General features: G+C 66.2%; 12 protein-coding genes. 7 read left to right on the top strand and 5 right to left on the bottom strand.

Translation table 11 applies throughout. The annotated features are described in order from the left end of the window. Positions 1–44: 44 nt before the first annotated feature. On the bottom strand, positions 45–959 hold the full coding sequence (locus V7S63_RS22035) for a LysR family transcriptional regulator (RefSeq protein ID WP_336531776.1): 915 nt from the start codon (positions 957–959) through the stop codon (positions 45–47). A 254-nt stretch (positions 960–1,213) separates the two neighbouring features. Between V7S63_RS22035 and amaB the strand changes: the two genes are divergently transcribed. From amaB to V7S63_RS22010, 5 genes are all read left to right on the top strand, one after another. Then, positions 1,214–2,734: an L-piperidine-6-carboxylate dehydrogenase gene (amaB, locus tag V7S63_RS22030; protein ID WP_091834078.1), complete on the top strand. Its 1,521-nt coding sequence runs from the start codon at positions 1,214–1,216 to the stop codon at positions 2,732–2,734. A gap of 22 nt (positions 2,735–2,756) precedes the next feature. Continuing rightward, positions 2,757–3,974: an acyl-CoA dehydrogenase gene (locus V7S63_RS22025; RefSeq protein ID WP_336531775.1), complete on the top strand. Its 1,218-nt coding sequence runs from the start codon at positions 2,757–2,759 to the stop codon at positions 3,972–3,974. A gap of 121 nt (positions 3,975–4,095) precedes the next feature. Continuing rightward, entirely contained in the window at positions 4,096–5,286 is a 1,191-nt protein-coding gene (locus V7S63_RS22020) for a CaiB/BaiF CoA transferase family protein (RefSeq protein WP_336531774.1), read from the top strand. After that, positions 5,279–6,949, top strand: coding sequence for a thiamine pyrophosphate-binding protein (locus V7S63_RS22015; RefSeq protein WP_336531773.1), 1,671 nt, complete (start codon positions 5,279–5,281; stop codon positions 6,947–6,949). Before V7S63_RS22020 ends, V7S63_RS22015 begins: the two co-directional genes overlap by 8 nt. A gap of 115 nt (positions 6,950–7,064) precedes the next feature. Continuing rightward, complete coding sequence (locus tag V7S63_RS22010) at positions 7,065–7,574, top strand: hypothetical protein (protein WP_336531772.1); 510 nt, start codon at positions 7,065–7,067, stop codon at positions 7,572–7,574. A 61-nt stretch (positions 7,575–7,635) separates the two neighbouring features. Here V7S63_RS22010 and tal read toward each other — a convergent pair whose 3' ends face one another. The 3 genes from tal to V7S63_RS21995 all read right to left on the bottom strand — a co-directional run bounded on the left by tal (position 7,636) and on the right by V7S63_RS21995 (position 10,471). Next, complete coding sequence (gene tal, locus V7S63_RS22005; RefSeq protein ID WP_336531771.1) at positions 7,636–8,619, bottom strand: transaldolase; 984 nt, start codon at positions 8,617–8,619, stop codon at positions 7,636–7,638. Positions 8,620–8,747: 128 nt separating this feature from the next. Next, positions 8,748–9,584 carry a carbohydrate ABC transporter permease gene (locus V7S63_RS22000; RefSeq protein ID WP_244543815.1) on the bottom strand — a complete coding sequence of 279 codons (837 nt, stop codon included), beginning with the start codon at positions 9,582–9,584 and terminating at the stop codon, positions 8,748–8,750. Further along, the gene (locus V7S63_RS21995) at positions 9,584–10,471 is read right to left on the bottom strand and encodes a carbohydrate ABC transporter permease (RefSeq protein ID WP_091834056.1); all 888 of its coding nucleotides are present in this window, start codon (positions 10,469–10,471) and stop codon (positions 9,584–9,586) included. The genes V7S63_RS22000 and V7S63_RS21995 overlap by 1 nt, the downstream gene beginning before the upstream one ends. Here V7S63_RS21995 and V7S63_RS21990 point away from each other — a divergent pair. Continuing rightward, a complete protein-coding gene (locus V7S63_RS21990) occupies positions 10,380–10,598 on the top strand; it encodes a hypothetical protein (RefSeq protein ID WP_336531770.1) in 219 nt (72 codons plus the stop codon). The genes V7S63_RS21995 and V7S63_RS21990 overlap by 92 nt on opposite strands. On the opposite strand, the gene V7S63_RS21985 is transcribed toward V7S63_RS21990, so the two are convergent. Continuing rightward, a complete protein-coding gene (locus V7S63_RS21985) occupies positions 10,579–11,949 on the bottom strand; it encodes an ABC transporter substrate-binding protein (RefSeq protein ID WP_442896500.1) in 1,371 nt (456 codons plus the stop codon). The genes V7S63_RS21990 and V7S63_RS21985 overlap by 20 nt on opposite strands. Positions 11,950–12,259: 310 nt before the next feature. Here V7S63_RS21985 and V7S63_RS21980 point away from each other — a divergent pair, with 310 nt between their 5' ends. Next, positions 12,260–13,246: an ABC transporter substrate-binding protein gene (locus V7S63_RS21980; protein ID WP_336531769.1), complete on the top strand. Its 987-nt coding sequence runs from the start codon at positions 12,260–12,262 to the stop codon at positions 13,244–13,246. Positions 13,247–13,265: the final 19 nt, after the last annotated feature.

The raw sequence follows: 13,265 nt of genomic DNA, 5'->3' as shown, positions 1-13,265 counted from the left end.
ATCTCTGCGCATGAATGACGACTCGACCGGCGCTTGTCGAGTAGCTAGTTCATGCCCTCACATTCGCCGACGAGCCAGTCGCGGAAAGCGACCACCGCCGGCAGGCTCGCCTTGGCCTCGGGATAGACGAGATAATAGCCCTCGGGCCCGCGCACCGGCCGATCCACCGGGATGACCAGCGCGCCCGAGCGCAATTCCTCCTCGACCAGGATGCGCGGCACGATGGCCACGCCAAGCCCCGCCACCGCCGCCTGAGCCACCATGGCGAACTGCTCGAAGCGCGGCCCCATAAGCGCCCGCTCCGGCGGCAGGCCCTGCTGCTCCAGCCAGTTGGCCCAGGCCCGCGGGCGGGTCGATTGCTGCAGCAAGGGCTGGCGCAGCAGATCGGCTGCCTCCTTGAGACCGGCCCGGGCGACCAGCGCCGGCGCAGCGACAGGCACGACCTCCTCGCCCATCAGCCGGTGCAGCCGCGCGCCGGGCCATACCGGAAGGCCGAAATGGATGGCGGCGTCGGCCGCGTCATGGGCGAAGTCGAAAGGCACCAGCTTGGTCGAGAAGTTGATGGTGACGCCGGGATGAGCCTCGGTGAAGCGCGGCAGACGCGGGATCAGCCAGCGCGTGCCGAAGGTCGGCAGGATGGCAAGATGGAGCAGGCCCGCGCCGCCGCGGAAGGCCATCGCCGAAAGCGTCGCGGCGGCCAGGCGTGAAAGCCCGTCGCGCACCTCGGCGGCATAGGCCCCGCCGGCCGGCGTCAGGCTGACGCGCTTCTTCACCCGCTCGAACAGCTTCAGGCCGAGATTCTGCTCCAGCAGCGCGATCTGGCGGCTGACGGCGCCCTGCGTCAGGTTCAGCTCCTCGGCGGCCCGGGTGAAGCTGCCATGTCGCGCCGCCGCCTCGAAGGCGGCGAGCGCCGAGAGCGAGGGCACCGAGAGGCGGCCGGGAACGATTTCGGCGGTCATGATCTCAACTCATCAAGTCGTGAGAACATATCGATTGCGGAGAGCGGCTGGAAGAGGGCATTGTGCGGTCGAATGCCGGGCTGCAGCTCGCAGCCCAATACGAGCCCTCATCCTGAGGAGCCGCGTAGCGGCGTCTCGACGCATGCTCCAGACTGCATCACTGCAGTCGACTGGAGCATCCTTCGAGACGCGCTTCCTTTGGAAGCGCTCCTCGTAATGAGGGCTGTGGTTCGCTGGCGATCAGGATCAACACCATGACGACCTCCCTTCCGAACGACGCCCTCGCCTTGCTGAAGCGCCTCGGCGTGCCCGAGAGCGCCTATGCCGGCGCCGGCCTCAGCGCCCGCTCGCCGATCACCGGCGAGACTGTCGCGACGCTGCGCGAGACGAGCGCCGCCGAGGCCGAGGCCGCGATCGGCCGGGCCCAGTCGGCCTACCTCGCCTGGCGCAAGGTGCCGGCGCCGCGGCGCGGCGAGTTCGTCCGCCTGCTCGGCGAGGAGTTGCGCGCGCACAAGGCCGATCTCGGCCTGCTGGTGACGCTCGAAGCCGGCAAGGTCACGTCCGAGGGCCTCGGCGAGGTCCAGGAGATGATCGACATCTGCGACTTCGCGGTCGGCCTGTCGCGCCAGCTCTACGGCCTCACCATCGCCACAGAGCGCCCGAACCATCGCATGATGGAGACCTGGCACCCGATCGGCGTGGTCGGCGTGATCTCGGCCTTCAACTTCCCGGTCGCGGTCTGGTCATGGAATGCGGCGCTCGCCTTCGTCTGCGGCGACAGCGTCGTCTGGAAGCCGTCGGAGAAGACCCCGCTGACCGCGCTCGCCGTGCAGGCGATCACCCTGAAGACAATGAAGCGCTTCGGACCCGAGGCGCCGATCGGCCTGTCGGAAATCCTGATCGGCGGCCGCGAGCTCGGCGACATCCTGGTGCAGGACCATCGCGTCCCGGTGGTCTCCGCCACCGGCTCGACCCGGATGGGCAAGGAGGTCGGCCAGAAGCTCGCCGCCCGCTTCGCTCGCGCCATCCTCGAGCTCGGCGGCAACAACGCCGCGATCGTGGCGCCTTCGGCCGATCTCGACATCGCCCTGCGCGGCATCGCCTTTGCCGCCATGGGCACGGCCGGCCAGCGCTGCACCACCTTGCGCCGCCTGATCGTGCATGAGAGCGTCTACGACCAGCTCGTGCCGAAGCTCGCCAAGGTCTACGCCGGCGTGAAGATCGGCGATCCGCGCGAGGCCGGCGTTCTGGTCGGCCCGCTGGTCGACGAAGCCGCCTATCAGGGCATGCAGAAGGCGCTATCCGAGGCCAAGGCCGAGGGCGGCAAGGTGCATGGCGGCGAGAAGGTCGATGTCGGCTCGGGCGGTTTCTATGTCCGTCCGGCCCTGGTCGAGATGCCCAGCCAGTGCGGCCCGGTCGAGCGCGAGACCTTCGCCCCGATCCTCTATGTAATGAAGTACAAGTCGATCGACGAAGCGATCGCGATTCAGAATGCGGTCGGCGCCGGCCTGTCCTCCTCGATCTTCACGCTCAACATGCGCGAGGCCGAGCTGTTCGTCTCCGACGAGGGTTCGGATTGCGGCATCGCCAACGTCAATATCGGCCCGTCCGGTGCCGAGATCGGCGGCGCCTTCGGCGGCGAGAAGGAGACCGGCGGCGGCCGCGAAGCCGGCTCGGATGCCTGGAAGGCCTATATGCGCCGCGCCACGAATACGCTGAACTACGGCACCACGCTGCCACTGGCGCAGGGCGTCAGCTTCGACGTCGACGCCTGACAAGAAGACAAGGGAGAGCACCATGGCCGAAGCCGCGCGCAAGACCGCCCCTAGCCACAAGCTGGCGGAGTTCAACTGGGAAGACCCCTTCCTGATCGATGAGCAGCTCTCCGAGGACGAGCGGCTGATCCGCGACACGGCACGCCAATACGCGCAGGAGAAACTGCAGCCGCGCGTGGCCGAGGCGTATCTCGAGGAGAAGACCGAGCGCGGCATCTTCAACGAGATGGGCGAGCTCGGCCTGCTCGGCGTGACGGTCCCGGAAGAGTATGGCTGCGCCGGCGCCAACTACGTTTCCTACGGTCTGGTCGCCCGCGAGGTCGAGCGCGTCGACTCCGGCTATCGCTCGATGATGTCGGTCCAGTCCTCGCTGGTGATGTACCCGATCTACGCCTATGGCGACGAGAACCAGCGCAAGAAGTACCTGCCCAAGCTCGGTTCGGGCGAATGGGTCGGCTGCTTCGGCCTGACCGAGCCGGATGCCGGCTCCGACCCGGCGGGCATGAAGACCCGCGCCGAGAAGGTCGCCGACGGCTACAGGCTGACGGGATCCAAGATGTGGATCTCGAACTCGCCGATCGCCGACGTCTTCGTCGTCTGGGCGAAGTCGGCAGCGCATGACAACCAGATCCGCGGCTTCATCCTCGAAAAAGGCATGAAGGGCCTCTCCGCCCCGAAGATCGGCGGCAAGCTCAGCTTGCGCGCCTCGATCACGGGCGAAGTGGTGATGGACGGCGTGATCGTGCCGGAAGAGAACCTGCTCCCGAACGTCTCGGGCCTCAAGGGTCCGTTCGGCTGCCTCAACCGCGCCCGCTACGGCATCTCCTGGGGCGCGATGGGCGCCGCCGAGGATTGCTTCAACCGCGCCCGCCAATACGGGCTCGACCGCAAGCAGTTCAACAAGCCGCTCGCCCAGACGCAGCTGTTCCAGAAAAAGCTCGCCGACATGGTCACCGAGATCACGCTCGGCCTGCAGGGTTCGCTGCGCGTCGGCCGCCTGCTCGATGAGGGCAAGATGGCACCGGAGATGATCTCCCTCGTCAAACGCAACAATTGCGGCAAGGCGCTCGACATCGCCCGCCAGGCTCGCGACATGCACGGCGGCAACGGCATCTCGATCGAGTACCATGTCATGCGCCACGCGGCGAACCTCGAGACGGTCAACACCTATGAGGGCACGCACGACGTCCATGCGCTGATCCTCGGCCGGGCCGTCACCGGGCTGCAGGCGTTCTTCTGATCCTCCCTCTCGGATCGTCCCGGGCGAGCGCAGTTCGACCCGGGACCCATGCCTGAATCGTTCCGGCATGGGTCCCGGCTCTCCGCTTCGCTGCGGCCGGGATGACGGCGTGGACTCCGTTATGACTTCAGCCCCTCCCCTCGCCGGCCTGCGCGTCCTCGAACTGGCGCGCATCCTCGCAGGCCCTTGGATCGGCCAGCTCCTTGCCGATCTCGGCGCCGATGTCGTCAAGGTCGAGGCGCCGGAAGGCGACGACACTCGCAAATGGGGGCCGCCCTTCGTCGAGGGCACGGGCGACGAGCATCTCTCCGCCGCCTATTTCCACTCGGCCAATCGCGGCAAGCGCTCGATCACGGCCGATTTCCGCACGGAGGAAGGCCAGGCGCTGGTGCATCGCCTCGCCGCCCATGCCGATGTGGTGATCGAAAACTTCAAGGTCGGCGGGCTCGTCAAATACGGGCTCGACGCAGCCTCGATGCGCAAGGCCTATCCGCGATTGATCTACTGCTCCGTCACCGGCTTCGGCCAGGACGGCCCCTATGCGCCGCGCGCCGGCTACGACTTCCTGGTCCAGGGCATGGGCGGGCCGATGTCGGTCACCGGCGAACCGCAGGGCGCGCCGATGAAGGCGGGCTATGCCGTGGCCGACATCTATACCGGCCTCTATGCCACGACCGGCATCCTCGCCGCCTTGCGCCGGCGCGATACGACCGGCGAAGGCGCCGTGCTCGACATGGCGCTGCTCGATGCGCAGGTCGCCGTGCTCGGCAACCAGGCGATGAACTATCTCACCTCCGGCAAGGCGCCGCAGCGCCTCGGCAACGCGCACCCGAACATCGTGCCCTATGACGTCTTCCCGGTGGCCGACGGGCACATCATCATCGCCACCGGCAATGACGGGCAGTGGCGCAAGCTCTGCGAGGTCGTCGGCGATGCGGGCTTTGCCAGCGAGCCCGACTACATCGACAACCGCTCGCGCGTCGCCAACCGCGTGGCGCTGACCGCGCGCCTCAACGCGCTGACCAGCCGCTTCGCCAAGCTCGACCTCCTGGCGAAGCTGGAAGCGGTCGGCGTGCCGGCCGGCCCGATCAACACGATCGAGGAGGTCTTCGCCGATCCGCAGGTGGAAGCGCGCGGCGTGCGCGTCGACCTCAAGAATCCGGCGGCCAAGGCCGGCTCGACCCCGACCGTCGCCTCGCCGATCGTGCTCGACGGCATCAGGCAGGTCGCGAGCCGGCCGAGCCCGCGCCTTGGCGAGCATGCCGACGAAATCCTGAACGACCCGGCCTGGGGAGGGCCGCATAATGGCTGAGCGCACTGGTGGGCAGATCCTCGTCGACCAACTCCTAATCCACGGCGCGACCGACGCCTTCTGCGTGCCCGGCGAGAGCTATCTTGCCGTGCTCGACGCGCTGCATGACGCCGACATGAAGGTCACCATCTGCCGGGCCGAGGGCGGCGCGGCGATGATGGCGGAGGCCGCCGGCAAGCTCACCGGCAAGCCCGGCATCTGCTTCGTGACGCGCGGCCCCGGCGCGACCAACGCCTCGCCAGGCATCCATATCGCCGACCAGGACTCGACCCCGATGATCCTGTTCGTCGGCCAGATCGAGCGCGGCATGCGCGAGCGCGAGGCCTTTCAGGAGCTCGACTATCGCGCCGTCTTCGGCACGATGACCAAATGGGCGACCGAGATCGACGATGCCGCGCGCATCCCCGAGATCATCAGTCGCGCCTTCCATGTCGCCACCGCCGGCCGGCCCGGCCCGGTGGTGATCGCGCTGCCGGAGGACGTGCTGACCGACCTCGCCGACGTCCCGGACGCGCAGCCTTATCAGGTCACCGAGACGCACCCCTCGCTTTCGCAGACGATCGACCTGCAGAAGCGGCTCTGGGCGGCGAAGGCGCCGATCGCCATCCTCGGCGGCTCGCGATGGGACCCGCAGGCGATCGCGCGCTTCCAGCGCTTCGCCGAACGCTTCGACCTGCCGGTCGCGGTCTCCTTCCGCCGGCAGATGATCTTCCCGGCCGATCATCCGAATTTCGCCGGGGATCTCGGCATCGGCCCCAATCCGAAGCTGCTTAAGCGCATCCAGGATAGCGACCTGGCCCTTCTGGTCGGCGGGAGACTGTCGGAGATGCCGAGCCAGTCCTATACGCTGTTCGGTATTCCCAATCCGGGCCGGCCGCTGGTCCATGTCCATCCCGATCCGGAAGAACTCGGCCGCGTCTATCGGCCGGAGCTGGCGATCAACGCTTCGCCGACCGCCTTCTGCGCCGCGATCGAGACGGTGCACCCGCCGCAGGTGATCCCGTGGGCCGGTGCGGCCGCCGAGGCGCATGACGCCTATCTAGCCTGGAGCGAACAGCCGGCACCGGTGCCCGGCAAATTCCATCCCGGCGAGATGGTAACCTGGCTGCGCCGCAACATCCCCGCCGACGCCATCCTATGCAACGGGGCTGGCAACTATGCCACTTGGGTGCACCGCTTCCACCGCTTCACCAAGTTCGCGACGCAGCTCGCGCCGACCTCGGGCTCCATGGGCTATGGCGTGCCGGCGGCGATCGGCGCCAAGCGGCTCTTTCCGGACCGGACGGTGATCGCCTTTGCCGGCGATGGCTGCTTCCTGATGAACGGCCAGGATTTCGCGACGGCGGTGCAGTACGAACTGCCTGTCATCGTCATCGTCGTCGACAACGGCATGTACGGCACCATCCGCATGCACCAGGAGAAGCACTATCCCGGCCGCGTCTCGGCGACGACGCTGAAGAACCCTGACTTCGCCGCCTACGCCAAGGCCTTCGGCGGCCATGGCGAAAGGGTCGAGACCACTGAGGAGTTCGCGCCGGCCTTCGAGCGCGCCGTCGCCAGCGGCAAGCCGGCGATCATCCACTGCCTGCTCGATCCCGAGGCGATCACGCCGGCGAAATCGCTCTCGACCATCCGCGCCGAAGCGATCGCGGCGCAAGGCTGACCTGGTTCGATTTGCCGATCGGGTCGCTTCGGCCCGGTCGGATTCGGCTCTGACGACGCCATTGAACTTTCTGGCCCGCACCTCGTTGGAGACAGGCGAGCAACGGAGAAGGACAATGGCACGGCAACTGGCTCTGACGATGGCTATCGCGGGCGCGATCGGACTATCCGTGACGGCGCCGGCCAAGGCTGCCGGCTTCTTTGACGATCTGGCCCGCATTTTCGGGGCTCGCCCGACGCCACCGGCGGCAATCGGCGACCCTTTCGAGATGACCGTGCAGCCGAAGCGGCAGAAGCCGCGCGCTGCGGCGACGACGACTAAGCCGCCCGAGCCCGCCGTCAAGCTCGATGCGGCGAGCGATCCCTACTGGTATCTGAACGACCCGACACTGCGCAAAGGCGACATCGTCGTGACACGTTCCGGCGTCGTCGTCTTCGACGGCCGAAGCACCTCCCAGCATAGGCCGGCCGCCTTCACGGCACTCGTCGACAGCAGGAAACTGCCGAAGGGACAGCAGCATCTGCTGCAGGCGGCAGCCGGTGGACGCGCTTATTTCGGCGGCTCCTCCACCACCCCGGCAGCGCCTGCCCAGCCGGCCGCGACCGCCGTCTCTCAGCTTCAGTAAGTCGCGCGGCCGATTGCGCTGGCGTGACCGGTAACGGCGATCTTCGCCGAGTCCGTCAGGCTCACGCCGCCTTCGCCTCGTCGAGCTTGGCGGCGACGAGCTTGCGCAGGCTGCGCAGGTCCTTGACGAAGCCGCGAATGCCCTCGGCGAGCTTCTCGGTCGCCATCGCATCCTCGTTCATGGCGAAGCGGAAGGACTTCTCGTCGAGCGTGATCTTCTTCGCGCCTTCAGGGGATCCGACTTGCGGCGAGGCTGCCGGCGACAATCTGCGCGGGAGGTTGCCGGTCGCGCCAGCGAGCTCGTCGAGCAGGCTGGGGCCGATCGTCAGCCGGTCGCAGCCGGCGAGTGCCTCGATCTCGCCGATGTTGCGGAAGGAGGCGCCCATGACCACGGTCTTGATCCCGAAGGCCTTGTAATAGGCATAGATGCTCTTCACCGAGACGACGCCGGGATCGGTCTCCGCGGTGTAGGGGCCGCCGCCGGCTTTGACGTGCCAGTCGAGGATGCGGCCGACGAAAGGCGAGATCAGGAAGGCCTTGGCATCGGCTGCCGCGACCGCCTGCGGTAAAGCAAAGAGCAGGGTCAGGTTGCAGTCGATGCCCTCGGCCTGCAGGACGCGCGCAGCCTCGATGCCCTCCCAGGTCGAGGCGATCTTGATCAGGATGCGCTCGCGCCCGATGCCGCGCTCCTCGTAGGCCGCGATGATGGCGCGCGCCTTGGCGAGCGTCGCCTCGGTGTCGAAGGAGAGATCGGCATCGACCTCGGTCGAGACCCGGCCGGGGACGATCTTGGTCAGTTCGGTGCCGAAGGTGACGGCCAGCCGGTCGCAGACCGCCTCGACCGCGCCCGCACCGTCCTGGCGCTTGCCCCAGGCGATCGCCTCCTCGACGAGACCGGCATAGGCCGGCGTCTCAACCGCCTTGAGCAGCAGCGTCGGATTGGTGGTGCAATCGACCGGCTTGAGGCGGCGTACGGCCTCGATGTCGCCGGTGTCGGCGACTACGGTGGTCATGGCGCGGAGCTGGTCGAGCTTGGAGGCGGTCATCGCGTCATCCGTATCGGTTGCTGTCGGTCATGCCATCAATATGACGCCTGCCGACCGTCATTGCGAGCGAAAGCGAAGCAACCCGGCCCTGCACCAGCCCCGGCAGGGTCGCTTCGTCGATGCTTTCGTCAGCTCTTCACCGCACCCGCGGTCAGGCCGGTGACCATGTTCTTGCGGAAGCCGTAATAGATCACCGCGGGCGGGATGGCGTAGATCAGGCCGGCCGTCATCAAGAGGTTCCAGGGCGCATCATCGGCCGAGAGGAAGAGCCCGAGGCCCACCGCGAGCGGCACCGCCTTTTCGCTGGAGAGCAGCAGGAAGGCGTAGAGATACTCGTTCCAGGCGAGCAGCAGCGCGTAGATGCCGATCACCACCATCGAGGGCTTCATCAGCGGCAGATAGACCAGCCGGAAGAGCTGCAGCGAGTTGGCGCCGTCCATGATCGCAGCTTCGTCGAGCTCCTTGGGCAGCTTGTCGGAGGCCTGCTTCAGCACCCAGATCGCATAGGGCGAAGCCAGCGCCACCATGGCCAGGATCAGCGCGACGCGGGTGTTGAGCAGCCCGAACGTGCCCATCGCCTTGTACATGGGGATGGCGAGGAAGGCGGCCGGAATCAGATAGGTCGCCAGCGCGAAGTTCATGATCGAGCGGCCGCCCGGCGCCTTCAGCCGCGAGATGGCGAAGGCGGCGCAGGTCGCGATGAACAGGGTGAGCAGCCCGGTCGCGATCGCGATCATGAAGCTGTTGAACAGCTGCAGCCAGAAGTTCGTCAGGTAGTAGTGCTGCTGGTTGAAGACGATCTGGAAGTTCTGCAGCGTCGGCTTCTCCGGCCAGAGCTTGCCGGCGAGCATCGATTCCTGCGTCGAGATCGACAGCACGAAGAGATGGTAGATCGGCAGCAGCGTCCAGATCAGCACAGGAATGGCGATCAGGATCAGCTTGCCCTCGTCGAGAACCTTTTTCATCATTCGGATCCCTTCGAGAGACGCTTCACCATGAACCAGACCATGGGCAGGATCAGCGGCATCGCGCAGATGATCGAGGCGATGCCGAGGTCGAGATTGTTGTTGCGCATGTAGCGGATGCCGAGCGTCGCCAGCACGTGGTTGAGGTCGCCGGGACCACCGCCGGTGAGCAGGTAGACGCTGTTGAAGTCACCCAGCGTCCAGATCATCGAGAGCAGGGTCGAGGTGACGTAGAGCGTCGCCAGCGAGGGCCAGGTGATGAAGCGGAACTGCTGCCATTTGTTGGCGCCGTCGACGCTGGCCGCCTCATAGAGATCCTGCGCGATGGCGAGCCGGCCGGTGACGAGGATCAGTGTCCAGAACGGCAGTGACTTCCAGATATGGACCATGATCGAGGAGGCGAAGGCCAGCGTCGGATCGGTCAGCCAGCCCGGCCCCTCGACGATGCCGAACCAGTGGAAAAGCTGCTGGTTGATCATGCCGTTCTCGGGGTTGAGCATCACCCGGAAGGACAGGATGGTCGGGATCGAAGGCACCGCCCAGGGCAGGATGAACAGCACCAGCATGAATCGCACCCATGCACGCTGCTGGACGAAGAAGCCCGAGAGGAACAGCGCGATGATGAACTTCAGGTTCACCGCGATGAACAGGAAGACGACGGTGTTGACCAGCGTGCGGATGAAGATCGGATCGGCGAAGAGCGCCTTGTAGGACTGCCAGTTGAGGCCGAGCCAGAGGCCGTAGGCAACCGGATAGACCACCATCACAGCGAAGACGAGAAGATAGGGTGCGAGCATGAGCACGCCCCAGAACACGCGGTCCCGCGCCTGTCCGGAGGTTGCTTCGCTCGAAGCGGTTGCTGGGGGAGCCATCGCTGCCGTGGTCATTCTGGTGTTCTCCCTCGATACGCGCCCCGCCGTCGAAGACGGGTCGGCATCCCGCAGCGAGGTTGCGCTGCGGGATGCCCTGTTTGTCGGCTTGCCTTATGCCGGCGTCAGCCGGCGATCTGCTTGATGCGGGCGATCATCTCGTCGACCGCCTGCTCCGGCGTGACCTTGTCGACCAGCACGCGGTTGACCGCCTTGGCCCAGACGTTCTCGGCGTTCACCGTGGTGAACTTGTAGTTGTAGACGAACTGGAACGGCGTGGTGCCATCCGTGTACTGCTTGTAGACGATCTTGCGGTGCGGGTCCGCACCCGTCCAGAACTCGGCCTTGGCGGCCTCGACCGTGGTCGGGAACCAGCGGCCAACCGAGCCCTCGACGAAGGGACGCAGGTTCTCGTCCTTCATCATGAAGGCCATGAATTCCTTGCCGCGCTTCTTGTTCTTGCCATCGGCGAAGACGACTGCCGTCTTGACCGCGGCGAGGTTGGTCATCGGCGAGCCGTCAGGCTTGTTCGGGAACTCGGCCGTGCGGATGTTGTCGTAGTAGTTCTTCTTGGCCTGGTCGCGCTGCTCCTGGGTGAGCGCTTGGTTGTTCATGTCGTCGAGGTGCTTGGCCGCGATCGAGATCGTGGCGTTGTGGGTCAGCACCGTCGTGCGGTTGTGGAAGGCGACGTTGTTGTCGGGGTCGAGCCAGTTCACCGAGGAGGGCGGCGTGCAGCCGCGCTGGGAGATGTTGGCGTAATCCTTCACCGCCTTGACCATCGCAGCCTTGTTGGCCGGCTGGTCGAGCACGATCTTGCCGTCCTCGTCGACGACCTTGGCGTTGTGGGCGTTGGCGAAGGTCAGGAAGGAATAGAAGGTGTCGGAAGCGGCGACGCCCATCGGATGGCCGACGGCATAGATGCGCTTGCCCTTGGCGCGCAGCGCGCCCTGGACCTTGTCGCACCAGAAGTCCCAATAGCCATCCCAGCCCTTCGGGATATCGCTTTCCTTGAAGCCGGCCTCTTCCAGCATGTCTTTCCAGTAGGTGATGTGCATCATCTGCTGCTGGACCGGGAAGGCGTAGTAGGCCTTCTTCTTGGTCTTGTCGTTCATCAGGAAGGTCGTCGCCAGCGCCTGCGGCTGGATCTGCGCCTTGATCGGCTCCAGCACGTCGGTGACGTCCTCGAGCTTGCCCTCGAAGGCCCACTGCCCGGTGGTGCGGAAATCGTAGGTCGTGCAGAAGCCGACATCGGGCGGCGTGCCCGCCTGGACCGCGCCCACCGACTTGGTCACGCAGTCCTCGGTGGCATAAAGGGAGAGATCGACCTTGACGCCGGTCGCCTTCTGGAACTTGTCTACGACGGCGAGCAGCGCGTCGTCCTCGCCCTTGTAGAAGCCCTTGGTGAACCAGACGGTCACCGTCTCCTGGGCAAGCGCCGCTCCGGACCAGCCGGCGGCGATTGCGGCCAAGGCTGCACCGGCAGCCAGAGAACGCACGAATTTCATGGTATCCTCCCATTTAAAACGTTTAGATTGAGCTTTTTGTGCCCTAGTCCTCATAAACACTAGTCGATGAGCCATGCAACTCACAAGCGGCTGGGTTGCACGATTTTCATGCGATGTTCGATCGCACGTGTCCTCGTTCCCTTCTGCCGCACCGACGTGAATCGGCTTTGACGGCGCAGCCCGGCCGCGTCAAAGAGGACGATGTCACTGATGTGTCATGCGCGCGGCTTACCCCGCGCCGCAAGATTCATGTCCTGACGTTCGCGCGCTCTCGCCGCGCGGCAGACCTGCGGAGTTTCATATGCGCGCCCTCGCAATCACCGCCGTCCTTGCGCTCGGCCTGGCCCTGCCGGCGATCGACACCGCCGGCGCGGTCGAAGGCAAGCTCGTGCTCTATACGAGCCAGCCCAACACCGACGCCCAGCAGACGATCGACGCCTTCAAGGCGAAGTATCCCAAGGTCGAGGTCAGCTTCGTGCGCGACGGCACGCCGCGCGTGATGGCCAAGCTCCGGGCCGAGATCGAGGCCGGCGCGCCGCAGGCCGACGTGCTGCTGATCGCCGATGCCGTGACCATGGAGGGCCTGAAGAAGGAAGGCCGCCTGCTCGCCCATGACAAGGCCGATGTCTCGGCCTTCCCGGCCGGCGTGCACGACTCCGCGAAGATGTGGTTCGCGACCAAGCTGATCACCACCGGCATCGTCTACAACACCAAGGCGGCGCTGAAGCCGGAGAGCTGGCTCGACCTCGCCAAGCCGGAGGCCAAGAACCAGCTCGCCATGCCGAGCCCGCTGAATTCGGGCGCCGCGATGATCCACACGATCACGCTGACCGGCAACCTGCCCGGCGGCTGGAGCTTCTACGAGAAGCTGAAGGAGAATGGCACGCTCGCCGCCGGCGCCAATGGCGACATCCTGCGCCAGGTCGCCACCGGCGAGAAGCTCTACGGCATGATCGTCGACTTCATGCCGATCCGCGAGAAAGCCAAGGGCGCGCCGGTCGAATTCGTCTTCCCGAAGGAAGGCGTCTCGGCGGTGAGCGAGCCGGTCGCGATCCTGAAGAGCAGCAAGAATCCCGAGGCCGCCAAGGCCCTGGTCGATTTCCTGATCTCCAAGGACGGCCAGGAGCTGGCGCTGAAGCAGGGCTATGTCTCGGCCCATCCGGATGTCGCCCTGCCGGCCGGCTACCCGGCCCGCGGCGCGATCAAGCTGATGCCTTTCGACGCGGCCAAGGCGCTGGCCGACGAGCCGGCCGCCCGCAAGCGCTTCAGCGCGATCTTCGAAGGCTGAGCCCGACGGAATCCAGCCC

The sequence above is a fragment of the Allobosea sp. CCNWLY174 genome (assembly GCF_037120455.1).
Lineage (GTDB): Bacteria > Pseudomonadota > Alphaproteobacteria > Rhizobiales > Beijerinckiaceae > Allobosea > Allobosea lupini.
Note: the sequence above shows the minus strand (reverse complement) of the source record. Positions and strands in the feature narration are given on the sequence as shown.

Bases quoted from the DNA above. Each gene is read 5' to 3' on its own strand.
- V7S63_RS22025 (WP_336531775.1), top strand. From the start codon at position 2,757: ATGGCCGAAGCCGCGCGCAAGACCGCCCCTAGCCACAAGCTGGCGGAG.
- V7S63_RS21995 (WP_091834056.1), bottom strand. From the start codon at position 10,471: ATGACCACGGCAGCGATGGCTCCCCCAGCAACCGCTTCGAGCGAAGCA.
- V7S63_RS22010 (WP_336531772.1), top strand. From the start codon at position 7,065: ATGGCACGGCAACTGGCTCTGACGATGGCTATCGCGGGCGCGATCGGA.
- V7S63_RS22035 (WP_336531776.1), bottom strand. From the start codon at position 959: ATGACCGCCGAAATCGTTCCCGGCCGCCTCTCGGTGCCCTCGCTCTCG.
- V7S63_RS22015 (WP_336531773.1), top strand. From the start codon at position 5,279: ATGGCTGAGCGCACTGGTGGGCAGATCCTCGTCGACCAACTCCTAATC.
- V7S63_RS21980 (WP_336531769.1), top strand. From the start codon at position 12,260: ATGCGCGCCCTCGCAATCACCGCCGTCCTTGCGCTCGGCCTGGCCCTG.
- V7S63_RS21990 (WP_336531770.1), top strand. From the start codon at position 10,380: ATGAGCACGCCCCAGAACACGCGGTCCCGCGCCTGTCCGGAGGTTGCT.
- tal (WP_336531771.1), bottom strand. From the start codon at position 8,619: ATGACCGCCTCCAAGCTCGACCAGCTCCGCGCCATGACCACCGTAGTC.
- amaB (WP_091834078.1), top strand. From the start codon at position 1,214: ATGACGACCTCCCTTCCGAACGACGCCCTCGCCTTGCTGAAGCGCCTC.
- V7S63_RS22000 (WP_244543815.1), bottom strand. From the start codon at position 9,584: ATGAAAAAGGTTCTCGACGAGGGCAAGCTGATCCTGATCGCCATTCCT.
- V7S63_RS22020 (WP_336531774.1), top strand. From the start codon at position 4,096: ATGACTTCAGCCCCTCCCCTCGCCGGCCTGCGCGTCCTCGAACTGGCG.